Origin of the sequence: Azospirillum sp. TSH100 (genome assembly GCF_004923295.1) — a bacterium.
Taxonomy (GTDB): Bacteria; Pseudomonadota; Alphaproteobacteria; order Azospirillales; family Azospirillaceae; genus Azospirillum.
In genome coordinates this window covers 2,094,216-2,117,422 of the sequence record NZ_CP039634.1, presented here as the reverse complement: position 1 = coordinate 2,117,422, position 23,207 = coordinate 2,094,216, and the positions used below count along the sequence as shown (strand labels likewise).

At 67.3% G+C, this 23,207-nt stretch carries 20 protein-coding genes; 8 read left to right on the top strand and 12 right to left on the bottom strand.

What is annotated here, in order from left to right; all coding sequences use genetic code 11:
• Nucleotides 1–56: 56 nt before the first annotated feature.
• Both hflC and hflK read right to left on the bottom strand, forming a co-directional pair.
• Nucleotides 57–995, bottom strand: a complete 939-nt coding sequence (hflC, locus tag E6C72_RS10015; protein WP_109443685.1) for a protease modulator HflC — start codon at nucleotides 993–995, stop codon at nucleotides 57–59.
• A 13-nt stretch (nucleotides 996–1,008) separates the two neighbouring features.
• Nucleotides 1,009–2,277 (bottom strand): FtsH protease activity modulator HflK, encoded by a 1,269-nt coding sequence (gene hflK, locus E6C72_RS10010; protein ID WP_109443686.1) that lies wholly within the window; start codon nucleotides 2,275–2,277, stop codon nucleotides 1,009–1,011.
• Nucleotides 2,278–2,449: 172 nt separating this feature from the next.
• Between hflK and apbC the strand changes: the two genes are divergently transcribed.
• The gene (apbC, locus tag E6C72_RS10005) at nucleotides 2,450–3,607 is read left to right on the top strand and encodes an iron-sulfur cluster carrier protein ApbC (protein WP_109443687.1); all 1,158 of its coding nucleotides are present in this window, start codon (nucleotides 2,450–2,452) and stop codon (nucleotides 3,605–3,607) included.
• 38 nt (nucleotides 3,608–3,645) lie between these two features.
• Here apbC and E6C72_RS10000 read toward each other — a convergent pair whose 3' ends face one another.
• Complete coding sequence (locus tag E6C72_RS10000) at nucleotides 3,646–4,896, bottom strand: Hsp70 family protein (protein ID WP_109443688.1); 1,251 nt, start codon at nucleotides 4,894–4,896, stop codon at nucleotides 3,646–3,648.
• A 104-nt stretch (nucleotides 4,897–5,000) separates the two neighbouring features.
• Complete coding sequence (locus tag E6C72_RS09995; RefSeq protein ID WP_109443689.1) at nucleotides 5,001–6,032, bottom strand: SDR family oxidoreductase; 1,032 nt, start codon at nucleotides 6,030–6,032, stop codon at nucleotides 5,001–5,003.
• A gap of 221 nt (nucleotides 6,033–6,253) precedes the next feature.
• Here E6C72_RS09995 and E6C72_RS09990 point away from each other — a divergent pair, with 221 nt between their 5' ends.
• From E6C72_RS09990 to E6C72_RS09980, 3 genes are read left to right on the top strand one after another with little or no spacing between them, the layout of a single operon-like run.
• Nucleotides 6,254–6,496, top strand: coding sequence for a sulfurtransferase TusA family protein (locus E6C72_RS09990; RefSeq protein WP_247876017.1), 243 nt, complete (start codon nucleotides 6,254–6,256; stop codon nucleotides 6,494–6,496).
• A 46-nt stretch (nucleotides 6,497–6,542) separates the two neighbouring features.
• The gene (locus tag E6C72_RS09985; RefSeq protein WP_109443691.1) at nucleotides 6,543–7,769 is read left to right on the top strand and encodes a DUF2478 domain-containing protein; all 1,227 of its coding nucleotides are present in this window, start codon (nucleotides 6,543–6,545) and stop codon (nucleotides 7,767–7,769) included.
• 32 nt (nucleotides 7,770–7,801) lie between these two features.
• Nucleotides 7,802–8,128 carry a DUF1244 domain-containing protein gene (locus E6C72_RS09980; RefSeq protein WP_109443692.1) on the top strand — a complete coding sequence of 109 codons (327 nt, stop codon included), beginning with the start codon at nucleotides 7,802–7,804 and terminating at the stop codon, nucleotides 8,126–8,128.
• A 50-nt stretch (nucleotides 8,129–8,178) separates the two neighbouring features.
• Here E6C72_RS09980 and E6C72_RS09975 read toward each other — a convergent pair whose 3' ends face one another.
• Both E6C72_RS09975 and E6C72_RS09970 read right to left on the bottom strand, forming a co-directional pair.
• The gene (locus tag E6C72_RS09975) at nucleotides 8,179–8,805 is read right to left on the bottom strand and encodes a glutathione S-transferase family protein (RefSeq protein ID WP_109443722.1); all 627 of its coding nucleotides are present in this window, start codon (nucleotides 8,803–8,805) and stop codon (nucleotides 8,179–8,181) included.
• An 82-nt stretch (nucleotides 8,806–8,887) separates the two neighbouring features.
• Nucleotides 8,888–9,697 carry an ABC transporter substrate-binding protein gene (locus E6C72_RS09970; protein WP_247876018.1) on the bottom strand — a complete coding sequence of 270 codons (810 nt, stop codon included), beginning with the start codon at nucleotides 9,695–9,697 and terminating at the stop codon, nucleotides 8,888–8,890.
• Between the two features lie 398 nt (nucleotides 9,698–10,095).
• On the opposite strand from E6C72_RS09970, the gene E6C72_RS09965 reads away from it, so the two are divergent.
• Together E6C72_RS09965 and E6C72_RS09960 are read left to right on the top strand one after the other, a co-directional pair.
• Nucleotides 10,096–13,611, top strand: a complete 3,516-nt coding sequence (locus E6C72_RS09965) for a response regulator (RefSeq protein WP_247876019.1) — start codon at nucleotides 10,096–10,098, stop codon at nucleotides 13,609–13,611.
• A 121-nt stretch (nucleotides 13,612–13,732) separates the two neighbouring features.
• Nucleotides 13,733–14,653, top strand: coding sequence for a response regulator (locus tag E6C72_RS09960; RefSeq protein ID WP_109443724.1), 921 nt, complete (start codon nucleotides 13,733–13,735; stop codon nucleotides 14,651–14,653).
• Here E6C72_RS09960 and E6C72_RS09955 read toward each other — a convergent pair.
• From E6C72_RS09955 to E6C72_RS32210, 5 genes are all read right to left on the bottom strand, one after another.
• Nucleotides 14,616–15,812 (bottom strand): PP2C family protein-serine/threonine phosphatase, encoded by a 1,197-nt coding sequence (locus tag E6C72_RS09955; protein ID WP_109443694.1) that lies wholly within the window; start codon nucleotides 15,810–15,812, stop codon nucleotides 14,616–14,618. The two genes, E6C72_RS09960 and E6C72_RS09955, sit on opposite strands and share 38 nt — an antisense overlap.
• A gap of 3 nt (nucleotides 15,813–15,815) precedes the next feature.
• Nucleotides 15,816–16,121 (bottom strand): STAS domain-containing protein, encoded by a 306-nt coding sequence (locus E6C72_RS09950; protein ID WP_158280229.1) that lies wholly within the window; start codon nucleotides 16,119–16,121, stop codon nucleotides 15,816–15,818.
• A gap of 102 nt (nucleotides 16,122–16,223) precedes the next feature.
• The gene (locus E6C72_RS09945) at nucleotides 16,224–17,690 is read right to left on the bottom strand and encodes a diguanylate cyclase (protein ID WP_282183308.1); all 1,467 of its coding nucleotides are present in this window, start codon (nucleotides 17,688–17,690) and stop codon (nucleotides 16,224–16,226) included.
• A gap of 166 nt (nucleotides 17,691–17,856) precedes the next feature.
• Nucleotides 17,857–18,699 carry an aminotransferase class I/II-fold pyridoxal phosphate-dependent enzyme gene (locus E6C72_RS09940; RefSeq protein WP_247882044.1) on the bottom strand — a complete coding sequence of 281 codons (843 nt, stop codon included), beginning with the start codon at nucleotides 18,697–18,699 and terminating at the stop codon, nucleotides 17,857–17,859.
• Nucleotides 18,699–18,944: a hypothetical protein gene (locus tag E6C72_RS32210; RefSeq protein WP_247882042.1), complete on the bottom strand. Its 246-nt coding sequence runs from the start codon at nucleotides 18,942–18,944 to the stop codon at nucleotides 18,699–18,701. The genes E6C72_RS09940 and E6C72_RS32210 overlap by 1 nt, the downstream gene beginning before the upstream one ends.
• 67 nt (nucleotides 18,945–19,011) lie before the next feature.
• On the opposite strand from E6C72_RS32210, the gene cbiB reads away from it, so the two are divergent.
• Complete coding sequence (cbiB, locus tag E6C72_RS09935; protein WP_109443725.1) at nucleotides 19,012–19,974, top strand: adenosylcobinamide-phosphate synthase CbiB; 963 nt, start codon at nucleotides 19,012–19,014, stop codon at nucleotides 19,972–19,974.
• 4 nt (nucleotides 19,975–19,978) lie between these two features.
• Here cbiB and E6C72_RS09930 read toward each other — a convergent pair whose 3' ends face one another.
• Nucleotides 19,979–20,560, bottom strand: coding sequence for a hypothetical protein (locus tag E6C72_RS09930; RefSeq protein WP_109443698.1), 582 nt, complete (start codon nucleotides 20,558–20,560; stop codon nucleotides 19,979–19,981).
• A 158-nt stretch (nucleotides 20,561–20,718) separates the two neighbouring features.
• Here E6C72_RS09930 and E6C72_RS09925 point away from each other — a divergent pair, with 158 nt between their 5' ends.
• On the top strand, nucleotides 20,719–23,094 hold the full coding sequence (locus tag E6C72_RS09925; RefSeq protein ID WP_109443699.1) for an MHYT domain-containing protein: 2,376 nt from the start codon (nucleotides 20,719–20,721) through the stop codon (nucleotides 23,092–23,094).
• The last annotated feature ends 113 nt before the right edge of the window (nucleotides 23,095–23,207 follow it).

The window sequence follows — 23,207 nt, the reverse complement described above, 5'->3', positions numbered from 1 at the left end:
CGGGTTGGAAGTGAATCCGACCCGGCCGCTACCCTCTTTCACCTGTGGCCGCGGCCTTACTGCACCGGCGTCGGCGTCGGCGCCGGGGCAGGTGCCGGCGCAACCGGAGCCGCAGGCGCGCCACCTCCGACCTGCGGACCAACGCCGTTGAAGTAGCGGAAGAACTCGCCGGTCGGCGACAGCACCATGGTGGTATCGTTGCCGTTCAGCGACTTCCGATAAGCCTCCAGCGACCGGTAGAAACCATAGAAGCCGGGATCCTGCGAGGTCGCCTCGGCAATCAGCTTCAGCGCCGAGTTGTCGCCTTCGCCGCGCAGAATCTGCGCGTCGCGCTGGGCTTCGGCGATGATGACCGTGCGTTCGCGTTCGGCGCGCGACTTGATCTGCTGCGACTGCTCCTGGCCCTGTGCGCGGGCCTCCGCCGCCTCACGTTCGCGTTCGGACCGCATGCGGGCGAAGATCGACTGGCTGGTCTCTTCCGGCAGATCGGCGCGGCGGATACGGACGTCGACGATCTCGATGCCGAAGCGCTTGGCCTCGTCGTTCACCTGGCCCTTGATGTCGGTCATGATGCGGGCGCGCTCGTCCGACAGGACGGCCAGCACCGTGACGTTGCCGAGGACGCGGCGCAGCGACGAGTTGACGATCGAGTTCAGGCGCGTTTCAGCAACCGCTTCGGTCCCGGCGGTCTGATAGAAGCGCAGGGGGTCGTGGATGCGGTAGCGGGCGAAGGCATCGACGTCCAGACGCTTCTGGTCGGCCAGGATGACCTGCTCCACAGGCGGGTCGAGGTCGAGGACTCGACGGTCGAGCAGCCGGACTTCCTGGATGAAGGGGATCTTCACCTTCAGGCCCGGTTCCTGGATCACCCGGCGCGGCTCGCCGAATTGCAGGACGAGCGCCTGCTGGGCCTCGTTGACGGTGAACAGGGCGGACGATGCGACGACGCCGAGGGCGACGATGGCGATGCCGGCGATGGCGAGGGTGCGGTTCATGATGCGATCCTCCTCACTGGCCGGACATTGAAGGGTTCAGGGAGGTGTTTTGGGGCAGCGAAGACAGCGGCTGCGTCTGCGTTCCGGACCGCGCCCCCCCCTGGTTGCTGCCGCTCTGGGCAGGCGGAGCCTGACGCGGCGCTTGTTGCTGCGGGGCCGGCGTTGCGTTCGGGGTCAGCTGGTTCAGCGGCAGATAGGGAACGACGTTCTGAGCCGATCCCTCCACGATGATCTTGTTCCGACCGCGGAGGATTTCCTCCATGGTCTCCAGATACATGCGCTTGGCGGTGACGTCCTTGTTCAGCGCATAGGCCTCATAAACCTTGCGGAAGCGGTCGGCGTCGCCCTGCGCCAGGCTGACCACCTGCTCGCGGTAGGCCGAGGCCTCCTGCACCAGCCGCTCCGCCTCGCCGCGGGCGCGCGGAATGATGTCGTTGCGGTAGGCTTCCGCCTCGTTGCGGGCACGTTCGCGGTCGGCGCGGGCACGCTGCACGTCGTTGAACGCGTCGATGACCGGCTGCGGCGGGTCGGCCTTCTGCAACTGGACCTGGGTGATCTCGATGCCGGCCTGATACTCGTCGAGCATGGCCTGGAGAAGCTGGCGGGTCGAGGTTTCGATCTGCTGGCGGGCCTCGGTCAGGGCCGGTTGCAGGTCGGTACGGCCGATGACCTCGCGCATGGCGCTTTCGGCGGCCTTCTTCACCGTGACTTCCGGTTCGCGGATCTTGAACAGGAAGTTGCCGGCGTCCTTGATGACCCAGAACACAGTGAAGTCGATGTCGATGATGTTCTCGTCACCGGTCAGCATCAGCGATTCGTCCGGCACGTCGCGGTCGGTGCGTCCGCCGCCGACGGAGGAGCGGTAACCAACCTCGATCCGGTTGACGCGCGTCACCTTGGGCAGCAGCACCGTCTCGATCGGCGACGGCAGGCGGTAGCGCAGGCCGGGCTGTTCGGTGCGGGTCCACTCGCCGAAGCGCATGACGACGCCCTGTTCGTCGGCCTCGACGCGGTATATGCCGCTGGCGAGCCAGATCAGGCCGAGCACGCCGACGACCAGCGCAACGCCGCGGCCGCTGCCGAAGCCGCCGGGCATGGCGCGGCGCAGGCGGTCCTGGCTGCGCCGCAGAAGATCCTCAAGGTCGGGAGGCTGCGGGCCGCCGCCACCGCCGCCATTTCCTCCGCCCTGGGGCCGCCCCCACGGATTGCCCGGGCCGTTGTTGCCCGGCGGGGGACCCCAGGGGCCGCCACCGCCGCCCCCACCTTGATTGTTCCACGGCATCCGACTCTGTCCCCCTCTGCGATTCGTCCCATCATGTGGAAGCGCAATGGCTTAAGCCCCGCGCATCCCTTTACCGATCTCGTCCGTCGGTCCTATAGTCCCCCATACCCTTCGGCAAGGATTCCACCAACGGATATCCGCCAATATCGGGAAGACAGCGGAGTTTTCAACCATGGCGCAGATCAGCGAAGCTCAAGTCATGCAGGCGCTGAAGACCGTCATCGACCCGGACCGGGGCGGCGACATCGTCAGCCTGGGCATGTTGTCGGGCCTCGTGGTGCGCGACGGGCATGTCGCTTTTTCCATCGAAGTGGACCCCAAGCGCGGCGCCCAGGCGGAACCCCTGCGCCACGCGGCGGAGAAGGCGGTCGACGCCCTGCCCGGCGTCCTTTCGGTCACCGCCGTGCTGACCGCCCACCGGGCCGCGCCCCAGGCGGCACCGCAACAGGGCCACTCGCATGGGCATTCCCATGGTCACTCCCATGGTGGCGCCCCCCAGGCTGCACCGCAGAACGATCCGCAGAAGCCTCTGGTCCCCGGCGTGAAGGCCATCGTCGCGGTGGCATCCGGCAAGGGTGGTGTCGGCAAGTCGACCACGTCGGCCAACCTCGCGCTGGCGCTGGCCGCGAACGGACTGAAGGTCGGTCTGCTTGATGCCGACATCTACGGCCCGTCGATGCCGCGGATGATGGGTATCGCCGGGCGACCCAACAGCCCCGACGGCAAGCGCCTGGAGCCGATGGAGAATTACGGCGTCAAGGTGATGTCCATGGGCTTTCTGGTTGCAGAGGACACGCCGATGATCTGGCGCGGGCCGATGGTGATGAGCGCGTTGCAGCAGATGCTGCGCGACGTGAACTGGGGCACGCTCGACGTTCTGGTGGTGGACATGCCGCCGGGAACCGGCGACGCCCAGCTGACCATGGCGCAGCAGGTGCCGCTGGCGGGTGCCGTGATCGTCTCCACCCCGCAGGACATCGCCCTGCTGGACGCCCGCAAGGGGCTGAACATGTTCCGCCGCGTCGATGTCCCGGTGTTGGGCATCATCGAGAACATGAGCTATTTCTGCTGCCCCAACTGCGGCCACCGCACCGACATCTTCAGCCACGGCGGCGCCCGCAAGGAGGCCGACGATCTGGGCATGGAGTTCCTGGGCGAGATTCCGCTGCACCTGTCGATCCGCGAGACCTCCGACCAGGGGCAGCCGATCGTGGTGTCGCAGCCGGATTCGGAGCATGCCCAGGCCTATCGCCGGATCGCAACCCGCCTGTGGGAGAAGATCGGCGGCGGCACCGGCGGCCGTGCGGCGCCGCGCATCGTGGTGCAGTGATCGGTCAGGGGTGGGAATCAACCTCCCACCCCGTCCTTTCAGCCGTACCGCCGCAAAGCCTCCACCGTCAGCCCGAGGCCGACGGAGCCGAAGATGTTTCCCTCCACCACCCGCGCGTCCGGAGCCTCGGCCAGGATCGCCGCGCGGACCTGGGGCAGCAGGGTGGAGCCGCCGGTCAGGAACACCGCGTCGATGCGGTCGGCGGTCACGCCGGCGTCGGACAGACAGTCGCGGATGCGGGTTCCGATCCGCGCCGCCAGCGAGCCCGTCGCGCGGTTCAGCGCCCCGCGGTCCACCGCCAGCGCCAGATCCCCGTTGCCCCAATCCAGTGCCAATTCCGCCGCCTCATGATCGGACAGGGCGATCTTGGTGCGCTCCACCGCCATTGCCAGGGCATGGCCCTGGCGATGCTCGACGATGCCGATCAGCCGTTCGATCTTCTCCGGCTCGGCGGAATCGCGTTGCAAACGCTCCAGCTCGGCCATCGCCTTGGCGGTGTAGAGGAAATTGATCTTCGCCCAGGTCGCCAGATCGTAATAGATGCTTCGCGGTGCCAGCAGCCCGGCGCGCTTCATGGCGCTGCCCAGCCCCAGCTCCGGCATGGCGGTGGCAAGGCTGAGGTCGCGGTCGAAATCGGTGCCGCCGACGCGGATGCCGTCGTTGGCGAGGATGTCGCCGGCCCGGTCGGCCTTAACGCGCCGTTCCGGCCCGATGCGCACGACGGAGAAGTCCGAGGTGCCGCCGCCGATGTCGGCGATCAACGCCAGTTCCTCCCCCGTCACCTGCTGTTCGTAATCGAGGGCGGCGGCGATGGGCTCGAACTGGAAGGAGACGTTGCGGAAGCCGGCAGCGCGCGCGATCTGCCCCAGCGTCTCTTCCGCCGAGGCATCGCCGGCCGCATCGCCGTCGACGAAATGGACCGGCCGGCCGACCACCACGTCGCCCAGCTCGCCGCCCAGCGCATCCTCGGCCCGCTTCTTCACCAGATCGAGGAAGGTGCCGATCACCGCGCGGAAGCTGATGCGGCCCTTGCGGAGTGCCGTATCGGCATCGATCAGGTCGGTGCCGAGCATCGACTTGATGGAGCGCATCAACCGCCCTTCCACCCCCGACACATAGCCGTCGATGGCGGCCTGCCCGATGGTGGTCCGGTCATGCTCGAAATCGAAGAACACCGCGGTCGGCAGGGTCGTCCGTGTGCCGTCGAGCGCCAGCAGCCGGAAGCCATCGGCGTCCTGCACGCCCAGCGTCGTGTTCGAGGTGCCGAAATCGAGCCCGCACGCCGTCATGTCCCGCCTCCTGCCCGGATGACCGGTGCGGCCAGCCGCCGCACCGGAAAAGGGGCGAGCGTATAACGGCTCCGGACCGCCGGATCAAGCCTGCTGCAGACTGGTCACCAAACGTGGCGCATCCGGCCACCACCCAGCGGACGGCTGGCCAGCACCACCGGCAGCAGGAACAGCGTCAGGTTGGTCCAGGAGAAAGAGCGCTGCCGCCCCACTTCCCCGCCCCGGCTGCGGGTTGGCCGTCGCTCCAACCAGCCACCGCTGGCGCCCTGATATTCCGGCATGGCGGTCAGAACGCCACCCGGCGTGTCGGGTGCCGAACGGTTCTGGAACATGTCGCGCTCGATGGTGTGGGCCACCGCCCGTTCCGTCATCTGCGGCGCCATGGCGTTGCCGACGGCAGCGAGGCGCCCTTCGGCCCCGACGAACAGTTCGCGCTGGGGATTGGCCGCCAGCGACAGGATGGCGGCGGCGACCTCTTCCGGCGGATGGATCGGGTTCAACGGCTTGATCGCCCGGCCGGTGTAGTTGGCGGCATGTTGCCACAACGGCGTGTCGATGGAGGCCGGCATGACCATGCAGACATGGATGTCCGGTTCGTCCACCAGCTCCTGCCGCAGGGATTCGGAGAAGCCGCGCACAGCAAACTTCGCCGCGGTGTAGGGGGTGGCATAGCGCTGGCCGATGTTGGACACCATCGACGCGGTGTTGATGATGATCCCCTCGCCGCGGTCGAGGAAATGGGGAAGTACGGCGCGGCAGCCATGGACCATGCCGAATAAGTCGGTGCGCACCACCTGCTCGAACACCTCGTCGGGGATGTCCTCGAAACGGCCGAAAGCAATGACGCCGGCATTGTTCACCCAGACGTCGATGCCACCAAAGGCCTGAATGGCTCGGTCGGCCAAAGCCTGCATCGCGCGCTGGTCTGTCACGTCGGTCGGCACCACCATGGCCCGGCCGCCGGCGCTGATACAGTCCTCCGCGACCTCGTGCAGAGCGGCCATCCGCCGGGCGGCCAGGATCACCGCCGCCCCCTGGCTGGCGAACTCCAAGGCAGTCGCCCGGCCGATGCCGCTGGAAGCACCGGTGATGACCACCACCTTTTCGCTCATATCATTGCCGTGCCGCTTCGCCATGACCGCTGTCCTTCCGCCAAAATTTCTCTGGGCAAGTTTTCTAGGGGCAAGTTCCCTGCGATTGCGCCGTACAACAGCGCCGGCGGCGGAAAATCGCGGTTCAGGGACACCCGTCGTGCATGCGACCTTTCGGCCGCCGGTCTGGAGAAGCGTGGACGAACCCGCTACAGTCATACGTCCTTGTTAAGGAATTCGTCCTCAACCAGTGTGGAGCGGGCGTGGTGCCGGTGAGAGAGCTTGACGTGAAGGGGCTGCATTGCCCATTGCCCATCCTGCGCACCCGCGCCCTGCTGAACGGGATGGCGACCGGTGAGGAACTGGTGGTCTATGCGACCGATCCAGCCTCGGTGATCGACTTCAGGCATTTCTGCAACACGACCGACAACGCGCTGCTGTCGCACGAGACCCAGCCGGACGAGGTCCATAAGACGGTCTTCATCTACCGCATCCGACGCGGCGGTTGAGGCGCCCGTCGCCATACGCCCGCCGTCCCGCGAAAGGTCCACCCCGATGCCGCTACTCCCCGCCTCCCTGCCGCCGCTGCGCCCCGGTGCCGTCATCCATGGGCCCGGTTCCTACGGCGTCGACGCATTGCTGGACGGCTTTTCGGCAGAGCTGAAGCGGCGTGGCTTCCGCGTCGGCGGGCTGGTTCAACGCAACCACGGGCCGGGCGACGACTGCGCCGAGCGGATGGAACTGGTCGACGTCGCCACCGGCCATGCCTATGACATCACCCAGAAACTGGGCCGGGAATCCCAATCCTGCCGCGTCGATCCGACCGGAGTGGCGGAGGCCAGCCAGGCGATCCGCAACGCCGTCTCGTCTGGCGTCGACCTGCTGGTGGTCAACAAGTTCGCCGGGCTGGAATCCCACGGCGACGGCCTTTCCGACGAGATGCTGACCGCCATCGCCGAGGGTATTCCGGTGCTGACCAGCGTCGGCAGCCGCTATCTCAACGAATGGCAGACGGCGACCGGCGGCTTTTGCGACCTGCTGTCGCCTGTGCCGGACTCGCTGTGGCGTTGGTGGGGGCCACAGCGGATGTACCAGGATCTGGTCCAGGGCGTCGCCGATGCCGAGGTCCGCCGGGTCGTCACAGGGGACAAGTGGGTTCTGGTCGAAACCGACGACGGGCTCGGCGTCGCCGCCCGTCAGGCCCCGGCGGCGGCGGACGATCCGCAGCGCTGGGCCGGCAGGTCTCTGTGCGATCTCGCCGCCATGGCCGCCCGCTCCTGGGACCCGCTGGAAATCTCCGTAGGCGTCGCGGCGCTGAACGCGCACTACAACCGGCCCGACCTGACCGGCGTCCCCGGCAACGGGCTGGATCTGTTCGCCTCGATCGAGGGGAGGGTCGTGGTGGTCGGCGGTTTTCCGCAGATTGCCCGCCGGATGCCCCGCGCCCAGGTGATCGACATGAGCCCGCAGGACGGTGAGTATCCCGAGGCGGCCTGCGACTGGCTTTTGCCGGGCGCCGATGCGGTGGCGGTCACCGCGTCGTCCCTCGCCAACCGCACCCTGCCACGCCTGCTGCGCGTTTCGGCGGGTGCCACGGTAGCGATGATCGGTCCCGGCACGCCGCTGACCCCGCGCCTGTTCGACTATGGCATCCAATCGCTCGCCGGCTTCGTCGCCACCGACCGCGAGGCGGTGGTCCGCACCATCGCCGGCGGTGGTGGATCACGCGATTTCCACCCCTATGGCCGGATGGTCACACTGCACCGGCCACCCCATTCTTAACTGAACAAGAACACCGGAGGAGTTGAGACCCCATGGCCGATCTGGATCACCAGACCCGCATTGAATTGGAAGCCGCCGCCTTCCGCGGTCTGGTCGAGCATCTGCGCAAGCGCACCGACGTGCAGAACATCGACCTGATGAACCTCGCCGGCTTCTGCCGCAACTGCCTGTCGAAATGGTACGCCGCGGCCGCCAAGGAGCGCGGCGTCCCTCTGTCCGACGAGGACGCCCGCATTGCCGTCTATGGCATGCCCTATTCCGAATGGAAGCAGAAGCACCAGAAGGAAGCCACCCCCGAACAGCAGAAGACCTTCGAGGACACCAAACCGCTGCACGCCGAGATCAGCGGCCACCGCTAAGGCACCATGCCCTCTTTCCCATGCTGTCGCACGGGAAAGAGGGCGCTGCCTCAGGCGCTTACCGAAAAGGGCTGCACCACCGCCCGGAACTCCGCCATCGCCTCGCAGGCGTCGGAATGCGCGGCGAGCGCCGGCCAACGGGAACGATCAAACACCGCCGGGTGGGCCTCGCCAACGAAGCGCAGGGCACAGCCGGCAGCGATGTCGGCATGACCGATGTGCCCGCCGAACCACCAGGGTCCAGGGGCGGCGGCACGCTCGGCCTCCAGCACGTCGAGAACGGCGCCGATCTGGCCGGTGCAGCGCTCCATCCACAGGTCTGACCGTTCCTTGTGCAGGACCCGTTCGTAGACGAGGCTCACCGCCTTGTCGGCCAATCCGGTCGCCAGCGCGCACAATTTCAATCCCCGACGGCGATCCGGCCCCTGGCGGGCGATCAACGCGCGGGCCGACCCGGCCACCTCGTCCAGATGGTCAAGGATAGCGCTGCTTTCGATCAGAACCTCGCCATCCGCCAATACCAGCGTCGGCACCCGCTTCAGCGGGTTGAAGCGCGCGACCTCCGCCGCATCGGAAAAGACGGACCAGGGCCGATGCTCGTACGCCATGCCGTAAAGGCGCAAAGCAACGGCGACACGGCGCACGAAGGGCGAGTCATACTGTCCGATCAGGATCATCGGGGATTTCCCTGCCGAATGGTGGAAGACGGCATGCATCCTAACCCGGATTTATCCCGAATCCGCATTCGTGCGGCGCGGCTCAGTCCCGCGCCACGATGGGGGTCAGGTTGTAGCGGGCGGCGATGCGCTCCAACCGGCCGTCGGCCTTGATCGCGGCGACAAAGCCGTTCACCCGCTCCAGCCACGACGCATCACCGGGTGCGACTGCATAGGCATAGGGGGTCGGCTGTACCGGAACATCCGGCACGACCAGCCGGGCCCAGGGGTGGAAGGCCAGCATGCGCTGCCCATAGGGATAGTCGGTCAGGAACGCATCGGCACGGCCGGACTGCACCTCCTCCTCGCGCTCCTGCGGGCGGTTCACGGCGACGATGCGGGCAGCCTTCATCGCGGAGCGGGCATAGCCGTCCATGTAGGTATCCTTCTGCACCGCCACGATGTTGCCGGCACGGTCCAAATCCTCCCACCGCCGGATACCGTCGTTGGTCTGGGTGGTCACCGCATAGATGCCGCTGCGCAGATAGGGCTGGCTGAAGGCGACGCGCTCCGCCCGCGCCGGGGTGGCGCCGATGGCGAACATGCCGATATCGCAGCGGTCGGCCAACAGATCCTCAATGAAGCGGGGGAAGCTGCTCTCGACCACCGTCAGGCGAACGCCCAAATCGTCGGCGAAGGCCTGTGCCAGTTCGGCATCCAATCCTTCCAGCGCACCGGTGCGTGGATTGCGGAACGAAATCGCGTAGTAATCAGGCCAGGAACAGACACGAAGTTGCTTCTGTTCTGCAATTTTCTGAAGTCTCCCGTCGGCCGCCATGGCGGTACCTGCGAATCCGGCCGATAGAACCGACAGAATTGAGAAGCCGACTGCCCAGAGGACGCGCGTCGCCATGTCACACCTTTCGTTAACCAACCACACTGTTCTTCACGACCCGAACACAGGGCCGTGAAGCGGCGGCGGTATCTTAGCATTGACCGGTCGTTTACGGCAGCGGATGCTTGGCGTATGGTGCGTATAGCTGCTATTGTCTCAGACGCAAACTTCAACCAGGACCAAGGGCCGAGCGCATTGATTCGACTGTGATCCGGTGACGGAGCGCAATTGGAGGACGGCGTCACCCCCTGCAACCCCTGGCTTGGTCGCCCCACCACGTCTGACCGTCCGGAACGAAAGCCCTGTCCCCGTCCCCAGCAAAAGCGGATCTGAAGGGTCTCTTCGAAAAGCGGGGCGGCATCATCGCCTTCGCCCTTCTCGCGGTCTTCGCCCTGCTGATCAACCAGGGCCAGCAGTTGATCGCCGCGCGTCAGGCTGCCCTGGACTCGGCAGAGGCCAGCCTCTCGAGCCTTGCGGCGGCGCTGGAGGTATCGACCACCCGCACGGTGCAGTCGGTGGATGTGACGCTGTCCTCCATCGTCGACGCGCTGTCGGACGCCAACTGGACCGGGGAGGACGGCTTACCCGATCCCGACCTTACGGCCATGCTGACCGATCGGCTGCGCCGGTCGCCCCACCTGCGCGGATTGACGCTGCTCGACCGCACCGGCCGCATCATCGCCACAACGGAAGGCATACATCCCGCCGGGACCTATCTGACGGAACTGGACGTGTTCCGCCTCCAGGCCGCTGGACAGCGAAACGGGCTGCAGATCGGCGATCCGCGCCCCGGACGCGGGCTGATCGACCGCACCGCCGGCGGCGAGCGGTCGGGACGCTGGCTGCTGCCGATGAGCCGCGCCCTGCGCGAGGCCGACGGCACGCTGCAGGCGGTGATCGTCGCCACCGTCAACCCGGATTATTTCCAGGGCCTGTACCGGGCGGTGCAGGGCGGCACCGGTGCGGGCGTCGGCGACCGGATCGCGCTGTATCGCTATGACGGTACCCTGCTGACCGTCCAGCCGCAGTCGGGAGAGGCGATCGCCAAGTCCTTCGCCACGACACCCCTGTTCCGCCAATATCTGCCACAGGCCGAATATGGCGTGTTCCGCCATTCCGGAACGGACATTGGCGCCGGCCCCGAGACGCGCATCGTCGCCTACCGGACGACTCCGGTCTGGCCGCTGGTGCTGACGGTCAGCGTGCGCAGCGATACGGTTCTGGCTGCCTGGCACGACAATCTGCGGACGGCATCGCTGCTGTCCGGCGGCATGATCCTGCTGCTCGGCCTGTTCGGCCTGCTGCTGGCCCGCTCCCTCGCGGCGCAGCGCGAACAGGGAAAGGAATTGGAGGAGGCCAACGCCCGCCTGTCCGCCATCGTCGCCACCGCGGCGGAAGGCATCGTCACCGCAAGGCCGGACGGCGTGATCGAGGCGGCGAATCCAGCCGCCCATGCCATCTTCCGCTGCGCGCCGGGCGAACTGGTCGGCCGGTCGGTGGTGGATTTGCTGCCGGTGGACAAACGGGCCGATGCCGCCCGTGCGCTCGACGGGATCGCCCGCGGCAGCCACAGCATGGACCCCACCGCACGCGGCGAGACCATCGCGCTGCGGCCGGCGTTGCAGGGGGACGAAGACAGGAGTGGAGACAGGACGGAGAGCTTTCCGCTGGCCTATTCGATGGCGCTGGTAAAGACATCGGCCGGCCCGCTCTATGCCGCGATCCTGCGCGATCTGACCGAGGAGAAGCGGCTGGAGCACACGCTCCGCGACGCCAAGGAACGGGCGGAGGACGGCCAGCGCATCAAGATGGAATTCCTCGCGACCATGAGTCACGAGATCCGCACCCCGATGAACGGCGTGATCGGCATGGCCGGGCTGCTGCTCGACACGCCGATGGAGGCGGAACAGCGCAGCTATGCCGAGACGATCCGTGATTCCGCCGAATCGCTGCTGGTGATCATCAACGACATCCTCGACTTCTCAAAGATCGACGCCGGCCGCCTCGATCTGGAGATCGGAGAGTTCGAGCTGGTGCCGATGGTTGAAAGCGTGGCGGAGATCCTGGCGCCGCGTGCCACGGCGAAGGGGCTGGATCTCGCCAGCTTCGTGCCACTGGGGCTGCGCGGAACCTTGCTGGGCGATGCCGGGCGGTTGCGGCAAATCCTGCTGAACCTCGCCGGCAACGCCGTGAAGTTCACCGATACCGGCAGCGTCACCATCCTGCTGAGCGAGGAAGCGCAAGGCGATGGCGCACCGGCAAGCGGCGCCCAGGCAGCCGGCGAGGCGGGTGGCGAGGCGGGTGGCGAGGCGGGTGATATCGTCTGCGTCCGCTTCGAGGTGCGCGACACCGGAATTGGTATCCCGGAGGAGGAACGTCCGCGCCTGTTCGCCATGTTCACCCAGGTTGATTCGTCCCCGGCCCGCCGCCACGGCGGTACCGGCCTGGGACTGGCGATCTGCAAGCGGCTGGCTGAACTGATGGGCGGCCGGATCGGTGTGGACAGCCAGCCGGGAATGGGAAGCGTATTCTGGGTGACCGTCCCGCTGAAGCGGGGGGCCGGCAGCGCCCATCCCCCCACCCCCGCCGGGAACTGGGCAGGGCGCCGCCTGCTGCTGGTCGACGACATCGCCGTCAACCGCGACCTGCTGACCAGGCAACTCGACGGCTTCGGTATCATCGTGGAAACGGCGGAGAACGGGGGGCAGGCGCTCGACCGGTTGATCGCCGCCGTTCGTCTCGGCAAGCCCTTCGACGCGGCCATCCTCGATCACCGGATGCCCGGCATGACCGGACCGGAGGTGGCGCAGCGTATCCGGGCCATTCCTGAACTGGCGGGCATCCGGCTGGCGCTCGCCTCCTCGCAACGGCTTGAGGGACAGGAGCCGCAGCGGGCGCCGGTGGACACCCACCTGCCCAAGCCGATCCGCTTCAGCACCCTGTGCCAGTGCCTCGCCCGCCTGCTGGAGCCCCAGGCGCTGTCACTGACGGGATCGCCCGCCACATCCTGGCTGAACGGCGCGCCGGGCGGCACCCCCGCCAGCAACGTCGTCCCCCTCCCCATCCGCGCCCCGGCCGCCGTGAGCGCCGGCCCGAAGGCGGATGCCGCTCCCGGCGTCACGGTCGGCAGGCAGCCGGAACAGGCGCCACGTGCCCGCGTTCTGGTCGCCGAGGACAATCCGGTCAACCAGCAACTGACCCTCGCTCTCCTGCGCCGCGCAGGCCACAGCGCGGAAGCGGTGTCGAATGGCGAGGAGGCGGTGGAGGCGGTAACCGCCCGCCCCTATGACCTCGTCCTCATGGATGTCCAGATGCCGGTGATGGACGGGCTGACGGCGACGCGGCGGATCCGCCGCCTGTCCGGACCGGCGGCCCGGATCCCGGTCGTGGCGCTGACCGCCAACGCCATGCAGGGAGACGCCGCCATTTGCCTGGAAGCGGGCATGGACGACTATCTGTCCAAGCCGATCAACGCGCGCAAGCTGCTGGACGCCATCGCACGCTTCGTCCATCCGCCGATGAACGACCGAGCCGAAACCACCGGGGAAGCCACCTCACCAGCGCCGAAGACGGATTCGGAGCCCGCCACCGTCAATTCGGAGAAGATCGAAGAGCTGCGCGACGCCTTGGGCAAGGACGGTTTCGCGCTGCTGCTGGAAACCTTCTTCAGCGACAGCCCGCAGCATCTCGACCTTCTGCGCGCAGCCATCGCGCGCGGCGACAGCACCGGCGTCGAACGGGAGGCGCACATCCTGAAGGGCTCCGCCGCCAATGTCGGCTTCGACCGGCTTGCCGACGCGGCCCATTATCTTGTCGCCGCCGCCCGCCGCGGCGACCTTGATGCCCTCACAGCCACCGCCGGCGAGCGTGTCGCCGACGAGCTGTCGACCGCAAGAAAGGCCGCGGCGACGCTGGAGGCCGCCGCCGGCTGATGTCGGCAACTGGCAATGCTGCGACGCAGTGCCGCCGGTGATTGTGCGGTTGACGCGGTTTCGGTAAAATGCTGTGGAATTCCTGATCCCGCTTCCCGAACCTCTGGAGTATACGCCGACCATGGCCGATGCCGTTACCGCACTGGTCGTCGACGACGAGGAAATGACCCGCGCCATCGTCGCCGGGTATCTGTCCCGCATCGGTTATCGGACGCTGGAGGCGGAGACCAAGGCGGAGGCTTGGGAGATCCTGTCCACCAACGGATCGGCCATCCATGTCGTGCTGCTCGACCGCCGCCTGACCGACGGCGACGGGCTGGAACTCTACGAGCGGATGAAGCGCGATCCTCATCTGGCCGATATCCCCGTCATCGTCCAGACCATCTCCGACAGCAGCTCCGAGATCGCTGCGGCGATCCGGGCCGGTGTCTTCTATTATCTGATCAAGCCCTATGACGGCGCCCTGCTGCGCTCCGTCGTGCGGGCTGCGGAGGAAACCACCGGTCGGTTGAAGAGCCTGCAGGGCGACCTGCGCTCCCGCTCCGACGCCATCGGGTTGCTGCGCGACGGGCATTTCCGCTTCCGCACGCCACAGGAGGCGCAGAACCTCGCCATCACCCTGTCGTCTGTCGCGGCCACCGCCCACAGCCTGACCTTCGGCCTTTCGGAGATCCTGGTGAACGCGGTGGAGCATGGCAATCTCGGCATTGGCTTCGAGGCCAAAGGCCGGCTGAAGGCCAGCGGGATGCTGGCGCGCGAGATCGAGGCGCGGCTGGCCTCCGCCGAGAATCGGGACAAATACGCCACGTTGCATGTGGAGCGCAGCGACAGCCGGGTGATCTTCACGGTCACCGACATGGGAACGGGTTTCGATTTCAACCGCTACCTGTCGGTCGATGCCTCGCAGTCGGATGCCACCCATGGCCGGGGCATTGCGCTTGCACGCATGGTCGGTTTCGACCAGCTGACCTATGTCGGCAACGGCAACCGGGTGGTCGGGATCGTCAATCTGGACCGGACGGCGGACGGCCTGTCCTGCTGATCCAGACCAGGGTCAGGTCGTCGGCCAGCAGCCGGGGCATCGTCGTGAAATAGCGATCCAGCAGTTGGTTCAGGGGCCGCCCCGCTGCGAAGTCGCCGAGGCCCCGCACCAGTTCGGTCACGCCACCATAACCGAACATCTCACCATCCCACCCACGTGCCTCGTACAGCGCGTCGCTGAACAGGAGCAGGGTGGTGCCGGGCGGAAAATCGAGACAATGGTTGCGGTATCGCGCCCCGTTCGCCACCCCCAGGGGCAGACCGCAGCTCGGCCCGACCTCCATCCTGCCGTCGGCATGGCGGATCAACGGCTTGGGCGCGCCGGCGGTCGCATAGACCAGCCGGTCTGCGGCCACATCGACCACGGCATAGATCATCGCGGCGAACTGCGCCTCCGGCAGCAGACCGACCAGCAGGGCGTTCAGCGCCGCCAGAGTCTCGGCCGGATCGTCAGCCGGCAGATCGGTGCGGGCCAGCAGCGCGTGCAGCCGGAAGGTGTTCAACGCCGCCGCCACGCCATGACCGGTGAAATCGCACAGGAACAGTCCGAAGCGTCGGTCGTCGAGCGGACGCGCGCCCCACAGGTCGCCGCCGAGTTCCGAACTGGATTCGAAATGACTGTCCAGCATGACGCCGTACCGCTCCTCCAGCTGACCACACATCGTGGCGTCGGGCAGCAGCCCAAGCTGCATCTCGCGCGCCAGTGCCATCCGCTGCATGGCACCGTGATGGTAGGTCTGCAGACTGCGGATGACCTCCTGCAAGGAGCGGCCAAGCCGATGCCTTTCAAGATGCACCGACAGGCGGGCCGAAAGTTCCGCCAGGGTCAGTGGGCGCGCCAGCAGATCGCTCGCCCCGGCCTCCATCAGCTCCCGGCGGTGATGGCCGCCGGCAAAACGGCCTAGGACGAGAATTGGTACGTCGCGCAGATGCGGCTCTGCCCGCAGTCCCACCAGCAGATCAGGGCCGAAGCCGGGCAACCCGGCATGCAGAAGGAGAAGATGCGGTACGTCGGCCGCCGCAGCGGTCAGGCAATCCGCCAGTTCATGGCCGTCCACCACCGTGATGCGACGAACCCCCAGCCGCCCCAGGGCATCGCGCAACGGGCCGGCGGCCGATGGGCGCGGATGACCGATGACGACCAGTGGGCTGCCGCTCACCGGCTAGAACTCGCAGGGGATGATGGTGTGGAACTCAGATATCTCGATCAGTTCACGGACCTGACCGCGCGGATGCTTCAGGCGGAAGGTGACGCCCGCCTGTTTGGCGGCTTTGTTCGCCATCACCAACAGCCCAAGGCCGGCGGAGTCCATGTAATCAACGGCCGACAGGTTGAGGACGCAGTCCGCAACGCCACCCTGCTCCCATTCCGCCTGGATCGTCCGGAAATCGGCGTCGGCCTCGAATGTGATCTGCCCGCGCAGCTCCAGCTCACGCAGATTGCCGCTGTCGTGCACCGTGTAGTCCATTTCCGCTTCCCACGTTGCAAGCCGCCATCCCCGACGGATCATTCGCTGCGGAGCCCGCCTTACCCAGGATAGCAAGTCTCAAACCACGCCCCAACCAGCCACTCACATCCCAGGCTCGAACACCGCGACACGGTTGCGGCCGAGGTGCTTGGCGCGATAGAGCGCGAGGTCGGCGCGGTGGATCGCCCGCTCCAGCGTGTCGGTGGCCCCCTCCAACCCGGCGATGCCGATACTGGCGGTCAGGCGGAAGGTGCCGTCCGGCGCTTCGATCGGCATGCGGGCCAGATGGCGACGGACCCGTTCGGCCACAACACGGCTTTCGTCGGCCGTCGCACCGGGCAGGACCACCACGAACTCCTCCCCGCCCAACCGGCCGAGGATGTCGTATTCCCGCAGGATGGCCTGACAGCCGGCCGCCACCATGCGCAGCGCGTCGTCACCAGTGGCATGGCCGAAGGTGTCGTTGATGCGCTTGAAGTGGTCGACATCGAGAACGAAGACCGAAAGCGGCTCGTGAAAGCGATGGGCACGGGCCAGCTGGGCGCGCGCCATGTCCATGAAGGAACGCCGGTTGTAGATGCCGGTCAGCGGATCGCGCGACGCCATGTCGCGCAATGCCTCTTCCATGCTGCGGCGTTCGGTGTAGTCGTAGATCCAGGCAAGATTGACCGCCGTACCCTGGATAACCGCCTGATTCACCGTGAACAGGGTCCAGAAAGGCGATCCGTCCGCCCGCTTGAACTGCACCTCCATGTTGGTGACGCCGCCACCGTCCCGCAGCCCGTCCAGCACGCGCAGGCGCTGGTGGCTGTCCAGGTAATAGTCGCGGGCGCGGCTGCCGATCAGCTTCTCGCGCGGCAGGCCGATCAGTTCGGCGAAGCGGGTGTTGACGAAGATGATCCGCCCGTCGTCGCGGCGGGACACCGAAACGCCGATCGGACTCTGTTCGAGGATCGCCTCCAGCCGTTCATGGTTCGGCTGCGGATCACCCGGTTCGCGAAGACTGCCGAGGATGCCGGCAGGCTCGTCGGATCCGTCGCGAAAAGCCGCCCTGGTCAGGTTGGCAGAGCGCGTGGCGCCCTGTGCCAAACGGTCCGGAACCTTGTACCCGCGGGTGCCGCCATGCTCCAGCAAAGTGTCGGCAACCGGCAGTTCGGACTGCGCCGCACCCTCATCCACGATCACGCCCTGCCGACGCAGCGAATCGACGTCGGTCACCGTGACCAGACGGAGCCCCTCCACCTCATAGCCGGCCTCCATGCCGGGCCGGGGCCTGGTCAAGGCTGCTTCCGCCACCGTTACCCAGCGGCTGGATCCGTCGTTCCGAAACGCACGCTGTGCCCTCGCCGGATCGGCGACCGGTGTGCCGGCCTCGCAACACTCCAGCCCGAACTCGCACAGACTCCGTCCCGGCAAGCCACCGGGTTCACAGCCCAGCAGCTCATGCAGTGCCGGATTTGCATGGTGAATGATCCCCGAAGCCGCAACGACGCAAACCCCGACCGGAAGACAATCGAGGACGGAGAACGCGGCACCGCGTTCCTCATGCGCATCGCAGTTTGCGATCATTGCCATGCAACCCGGAACCGGCACGGCCGAAGGTGTCCCATTGACTTTTATTTCCCCGCAGCGCCAGCGGTTTCCGACAGGGTCGAACTGGAAGAACCAAACTTCTAAACACGGTTGAGAATATAAAATTTCTCACGATTGTTCAAGACGCGTACATTTTACAAGGCTACGCTGCCCAAGCCCGTTCCCGGCCCAGGGCGTCACCAAGCCGCAGCCACTCCGGCCCGGCTCCCGGCAATCCGAAGCGCAGCCAATCCTGCCTGTGCTCGAACCGGCGGACCAGAATCCCGGCCGCACCTAGGACGTGATACAGCGCTTGCGCCTGTACATCCTCGACAAGACGGAACAGTTCGGTCCCGCCGGTGACCCGCAATCCGGCCCCCACAAGCACGCGGTCCAGTTCCACCGCGGCGGCCGCCAACCGATCGCGTGTCGCCGCGATCCAGTCGCGATCGCCCAGCGCGGTCGTGGCGATGCTCAACCCCGGCCCCGACACGGCCCAGGGGCCGATGGCGTCGCGCAATGCCGCCGCAAGATCGGCCGGGGCAAGCGCGATACCGAGCCGCAGCCCCGCCAACCCGAAGAACTTGCCGAAGGAGCGCAGGATCACCAGTCCCGGCCGGCCGGCATGGGCCGCGACGCTGCCCTCCGGCCGCATATCGGCGAAGGCCTCGTCCACCACCAGCCAGCCACCGCGAGCGGCCTGTATTGCGGCAAGCTCCAGCAGTCGGGTAACGGACAAGCGCCGGCCATCGGGGTTGTTGGGGTTGACGACCACCAGCACGTCGGGCAGCGAGTCGGTCGCCGCCATCTCATCCACCATCCGGACATCGTGGCCCGCCAGCGCCCAGCAGCGCGCATGTTCGGCATAGGTCGGCCCCAGCACGGCGACGCTGCCCGGCCGACGCATCCGCGGCAGCAGCTGGATCAACGCCTGAGAGCCCGACGCCGCGGCAACCAGTTCCACAGACGGCACCCCATAGCACTCGGCCGCCGCCGCGCGCAGCATCACCTCCGCCCCCGGCCGGGCAGCCGGGCCCAGGCTTCCTGCTGCACCGGCGGCAGCGGATAGGGCCAGGGGTTGATGCCGGTGGACAGGTCGATCCAAGGCTCCGGCGCATCGGCAAAGGCGGCGCGGGCACCATCCAGGTCGCCGCCATGAAGAGGAGCGCCCTTGACGATGCTCCCCTGCCCGCACTGGTCCACCATATGCTGCGTGACGTGCGGCTTGGTCGCCGGGCTGTCTTCGGCCATGATCGCGCTCCTCATTTCCATCATCGCGCGGCCGGCGGGCCGCCCCACTGCCTGGAACGCCCCTCCCGTGCCGCTGCATCCCTTCCTGCTCGCCACAGCACTCATCATCGAAGCGGCGGTCGGCTATCCCGATCCACTCTACGCCCGCATCCGTCACCCGGTCGTGTGGATCGGAGCGCTTATCGCCCAGTTGGACGGCGCACTCAACCACGAGACGGATGACTTCGACCGTCGCAAGGCGTTCGGGGTTCTGGCACTCGTGGCGCTTCTGGTGACGGTGGGCGGGATCGCGGTGGCGGTGGCCTGGGTCTGCCGGCTTCTGCCCTTCGGCTGGCTGATCGAGGCGGTGCTGGCCTCCACCCTGCTGGCTCAGCGCAGCCTGCACGACCATGTGGCCGCCGTCGCCAAGGGCTTCCGCAACGGCGGGCTGGAGGGTGCGCGCAAGGCGGTGTCGATGATCGTCGGCCGCAACCCGGCCACACTCGACGAGCCGGCGGTCGCCCGTGCGGCCATCGAGAGCCTTGCCGAGAATTTCTCCGACGGCGTGGTGGCCCCGGCCTTCTGGCTGCTGGTGGGCGGGCTGCCCGGTCTGGCGCTGTACAAGGCGATCAACACGGCGGACAGCATGATCGGCCACCGCACCCCGCGGCACGAGGCCTTTGGCTGGGCGGCGGCACGGCTGGACGATCTGGTCAACCTCCCGGGGTCGCGCCTGACCGCCCTGCTGCTGGTGGGGGCCGCCTGGATGACAGGAGGAGCCGACGCGCGGCAGGCCTGGGCGTCGGTCCGGCAGGACGCCCACCGCCACCGCTCCCCCAACGCCGGCTGGCCGGAGGCAGCGATGGCCGGCGCTCTGGACCTGCGGCTCGGCGGACCACGCGTCTATGGCGACACGCGCGTCGAGGATGTCTGGCTCGGTGCCGGCCGCACCGCCGCAACGCCGGACGACATCGGCCGGGCATTGGCGCTCTACCGACGCGCCTGCGTGCTGCTGATCGCGGGAGCGCTCGTGCTCGCCATGCTGGGTTGACCGCTTACCCCCGCCCGGCCCGTCGCACCATCAGTGACAACCGCCGGCCGACGCGGTTCGCGAATTCGCGGACTGCCCCCAGCAGCCTGCGGGCGGCACGGACTGGAGCGGTCTCCTTCAGCCACGCGAGCCAGGCCGTAACCCGCACATACCCCCAGGCGAACCAGCCGATGGTCAGCAATTTCGGCTTGGCGATGTGGAATAACCGCTCCACCAACGTGATCTTGACCAGTTCCGCCACGACGATCACGGCGGCGCCGGCCATCGGGCGGCCGGTGGCGAACAGCCATGCGCCAACCGGCTTCGCCGGCTCCAGCAGGGCCAGAGGCACCAGGACAAGAACCAGCGACGGATAAGGCCCCAGCCCCGCCACCCAGCGTCCGAACCATGCGAACAGCGGCAGGCGGGCGAGTTGGCCGACCACCGGCCGCACCACCCAATAGGCCACTGCGTCCAGAAGGAAATAGCCGATGGCGAACAGGGTCGCGATCGGCCGCAGCAACCGGGACAGCAACCGGCGCGGCCGTGATAGCGGTTCGGAGGCGGCGGAACGGTTCTGCGCCCCTGGAGGGAGAGTGCTGTTCATTGGAAATATCCCGCCGGAGGTTCTAGGTCCATGTCTACCACGAAGGCGAGTCTTTCGTTCGTGGGAAGGGGCTGGCACCTTCACCCAAATTGTTCCTGTACACGCACATTCGATTCTGCTCCCTCCGCGAACGCCCCTTCACAACAGCCAAACCCATCGTGCCCGGCCACTACGACCCCCTTCTTGTCGCGCTGTCCTACGTGATCGCCGTATTCGGCGGCTATGTGGCGTTGGATCTCGCCCATCACGCCCGGGGCGGCCTGGCAGGCGCATTCCCGGCGGCGGATCGGCGTAGCGAAGGCGGCAACAGCGGTCCATGCGACAACCGGCGGCTGGCTGGTGCGGCGCTGGCCCTGGGCGCCGGGATATGGTCGATGCATTTCATCGGCATGCTCGCCTACCGCAGCGACATGCCGATCGGCTATGACGCAGGTCTGACCGCGTTGTCATTCCTGCTGGCCGTCGGGGTTTCGGGGGCCGGCCTGTTCGCGGTGGCGCGCAATCGGCGGCCAAACCACTTTACATTGCCTGTCGCAGGAACCCTGACCGGGCTCGGCATTGTTAGTATGCATTATGTGGGAATGGCGGGCATGCGCATGGACATTGACCTGTCCTATGACGTGGTTCTGGTCGCCGCCTCGGTGATCGTCGCCATCGTCGCCTCCACGGCGGCATTGTGGCTGGCCTTTCGCACCAGCCGCCCGCTTCAGCGCGCCGCCAGCGCCGTCCTGCTCGGGTTGGGGGTGGTGACCATGCACTACACCGGCATGGCTGCCGCCGGAATGGAGCCGGTGACGGAACTGAGCGCCATGACCATCGGCGGCGGCAGCGATGCCGACCGGACCGTGCTGGCCCATGCCACGACGCATTCCGGCCAGGGTGTCGCCTTGTCCTCCCCCCTTCTGGCGATCATGACCGGGGTGGGAACCCTTCTTCTCCTGTCTCTGGCAATGCTGTCCTCGCTGCTCGGCCGCCGGCAACAGGCGGAGCAGTCGGCGGAGCAGGAGGCGCGCTACCGCGCCATCGTCGATACCGCGGTCGATCCCATCGTCCTGATCAACGACCACGGCATCGTCGAGTCCTTCAACCATGCGGCGGAGAAAACTTTCGGCTACCGCGCCGACGAGGTGATCGGGCGCAACGTCAAGATGCTGATGCCGGAGCCCTACCGCAGCGCCCATGACGGCTATCTCGACCGCTATCACCGAACCGGGGAGCGGAGGATCGTCGGCATCGGCCGCGAGGTGATGGGGCTGCGCAAGGACGGCACCACTTTCCCGCTCGACCTGTCGGTCGGCGAGTGGCATGTCGGCAGGCGCCGCATGTACACCGGCATCATGCGCGACATCACCGCCCGCAAGGCGGCGGAGGAAGCGATCCTGCGTGCCCGCGACGAGGCGGAAGCGGCGAGGGTCGAGGCGCTGCGGGCCCGCGACGACGCCCAGCGCGCCGACCGTGCCAAGACCAAGTTCCTGGCTGCCGCCAGCCACGACCTCCGCCAGCCGCTGCAATCGCTGTTCTTCTTCGCCCATGCCCTGGCGGACAAGCTGGAGAACCATCCGACGGCTCCGCTGCTGGCCAGCATGACCGATTCGCTGAACGGATTGCGGGTGATGCTGGACAGCCTGCTGGACGTTTCGCGGCTGGATGCCGGGGTGGTGAAGCCCAGCCTCACCGACTTCGCTCTGGGTCCCCTGCTGGACCGGCTGGCGGAGGAATATCGCATCCGCGCCGCCGAATCCGGGCTGACGCTGCGTTATGTGCCGACCTGCGCCTGGACCCGCAGCGATCCCGCCCTGCTGGAACGCATCCTGCGCAACTTGATCGAAAACGCCATCCGCTATACCGAACGCGGCGATATCCTCGTCGGCTGCCTGCACCGCAAAGGCACCCTGCTGCTGGCGGTGCTGGACCAGGGGATCGGCATTCCCGCCGACAAGACGCAGGACATCTTCCAGGAGTTCACCCAGCTCGCCAATCCGGAGCGCGACCGCCGCAAGGGCCTCGGCCTCGGCCTTGCCATCGTGCGACGGCTGGCAGGTCTGCTGGAACATGGGGTCACGGTGCAATCCACTCCTGGCCGGGGCAGCGGCTTCTTCCTCGACCTGCCGGCGGCGGTGCCACGCCCGATCCCGAAGCCGGTGCGCAGCCCGGTCGAGTTGCCCGACGCCAAGGGGCTGATCGTGGTCGTAGACGACGATACCATCATCCTTCTCAGCATGCGGGCGATGCTGGAGGAATGGGGCTACGAGGTCGTCGCCGCCGTGTCGGCCGACGAGGCCATCGCCTCGCTGCTCAATCTCGGCCGGCAGCCGGCGATGATCGTCGCCGACTATCGCCTGCGTGAAGGGCGGACGGGGGTAGAGGCGATCCGCGACATCTATGGGGTCTGCGGCGTACGCGTCCCGGCCGTGGTGCTGACCGGCGACACCGACCCCGCCCGCATCGCCGAGGTCCAGCGCAGCGGCCACCGCCTGATCCACAAGCCGGTCTCCGCCCCGATGCTCCGCGAGATCCTCACCGCGTCGGCGTAAGACGCGGGCTCGTCCCTTGAAGCCGCAACAAGGCCAAAAAGCGCCCGACTCCACCGAAGCAACCCTGGACGGGCCGGCGGCCGGGAGACTAGCATCCGCCACCCGAACGAGCC

What these genes read in the sequence shown, in the direction of transcription:
- E6C72_RS32210 (WP_247882042.1), bottom strand. Translation starts at nt 18,944, where the DNA reads ATGGCCGAAGACAGCCCGGCGACCAAGCCGCACGTCACGCAGCATATG.
- E6C72_RS09995 (WP_109443689.1), bottom strand. Translation starts at nt 6,032, where the DNA reads ATGGCGAAGCGGCACGGCAATGATATGAGCGAAAAGGTGGTGGTCATC.
- E6C72_RS09950 (WP_158280229.1), bottom strand. Translation starts at nt 16,121, where the DNA reads ATGGACTACACGGTGCACGACAGCGGCAATCTGCGTGAGCTGGAGCTG.
- E6C72_RS09975 (WP_109443722.1), bottom strand. Translation starts at nt 8,805, where the DNA reads ATGATCCTGATCGGACAGTATGACTCGCCCTTCGTGCGCCGTGTCGCC.
- E6C72_RS09985 (WP_109443691.1), top strand. Translation starts at nt 6,543, where the DNA reads ATGCCGCTACTCCCCGCCTCCCTGCCGCCGCTGCGCCCCGGTGCCGTC.
- E6C72_RS09930 (WP_109443698.1), bottom strand. Translation starts at nt 20,560, where the DNA reads ATGAACAGCACTCTCCCTCCAGGGGCGCAGAACCGTTCCGCCGCCTCC.
- hflK (WP_109443686.1), bottom strand. Translation starts at nt 2,277, where the DNA reads ATGCCGTGGAACAATCAAGGTGGGGGCGGCGGTGGCGGCCCCTGGGGT.
- E6C72_RS09945 (WP_282183308.1), bottom strand. Translation starts at nt 17,690, where the DNA reads ATGATCGCAAACTGCGATGCGCATGAGGAACGCGGTGCCGCGTTCTCC.
- E6C72_RS10000 (WP_109443688.1), bottom strand. Translation starts at nt 4,896, where the DNA reads ATGACGGCGTGCGGGCTCGATTTCGGCACCTCGAACACGACGCTGGGC.
- E6C72_RS09960 (WP_109443724.1), top strand. Translation starts at nt 13,733, where the DNA reads ATGGCCGATGCCGTTACCGCACTGGTCGTCGACGACGAGGAAATGACC.
- apbC (WP_109443687.1), top strand. Translation starts at nt 2,450, where the DNA reads ATGGCGCAGATCAGCGAAGCTCAAGTCATGCAGGCGCTGAAGACCGTC.
- E6C72_RS09970 (WP_247876018.1), bottom strand. Translation starts at nt 9,697, where the DNA reads ATGGCGACGCGCGTCCTCTGGGCAGTCGGCTTCTCAATTCTGTCGGTT.
- E6C72_RS09980 (WP_109443692.1), top strand. Translation starts at nt 7,802, where the DNA reads ATGGCCGATCTGGATCACCAGACCCGCATTGAATTGGAAGCCGCCGCC.
- E6C72_RS09940 (WP_247882044.1), bottom strand. Translation starts at nt 18,699, where the DNA reads ATGCTGCGCGCGGCGGCGGCCGAGTGCTATGGGGTGCCGTCTGTGGAA.
- hflC (WP_109443685.1), bottom strand. Translation starts at nt 995, where the DNA reads ATGAACCGCACCCTCGCCATCGCCGGCATCGCCATCGTCGCCCTCGGC.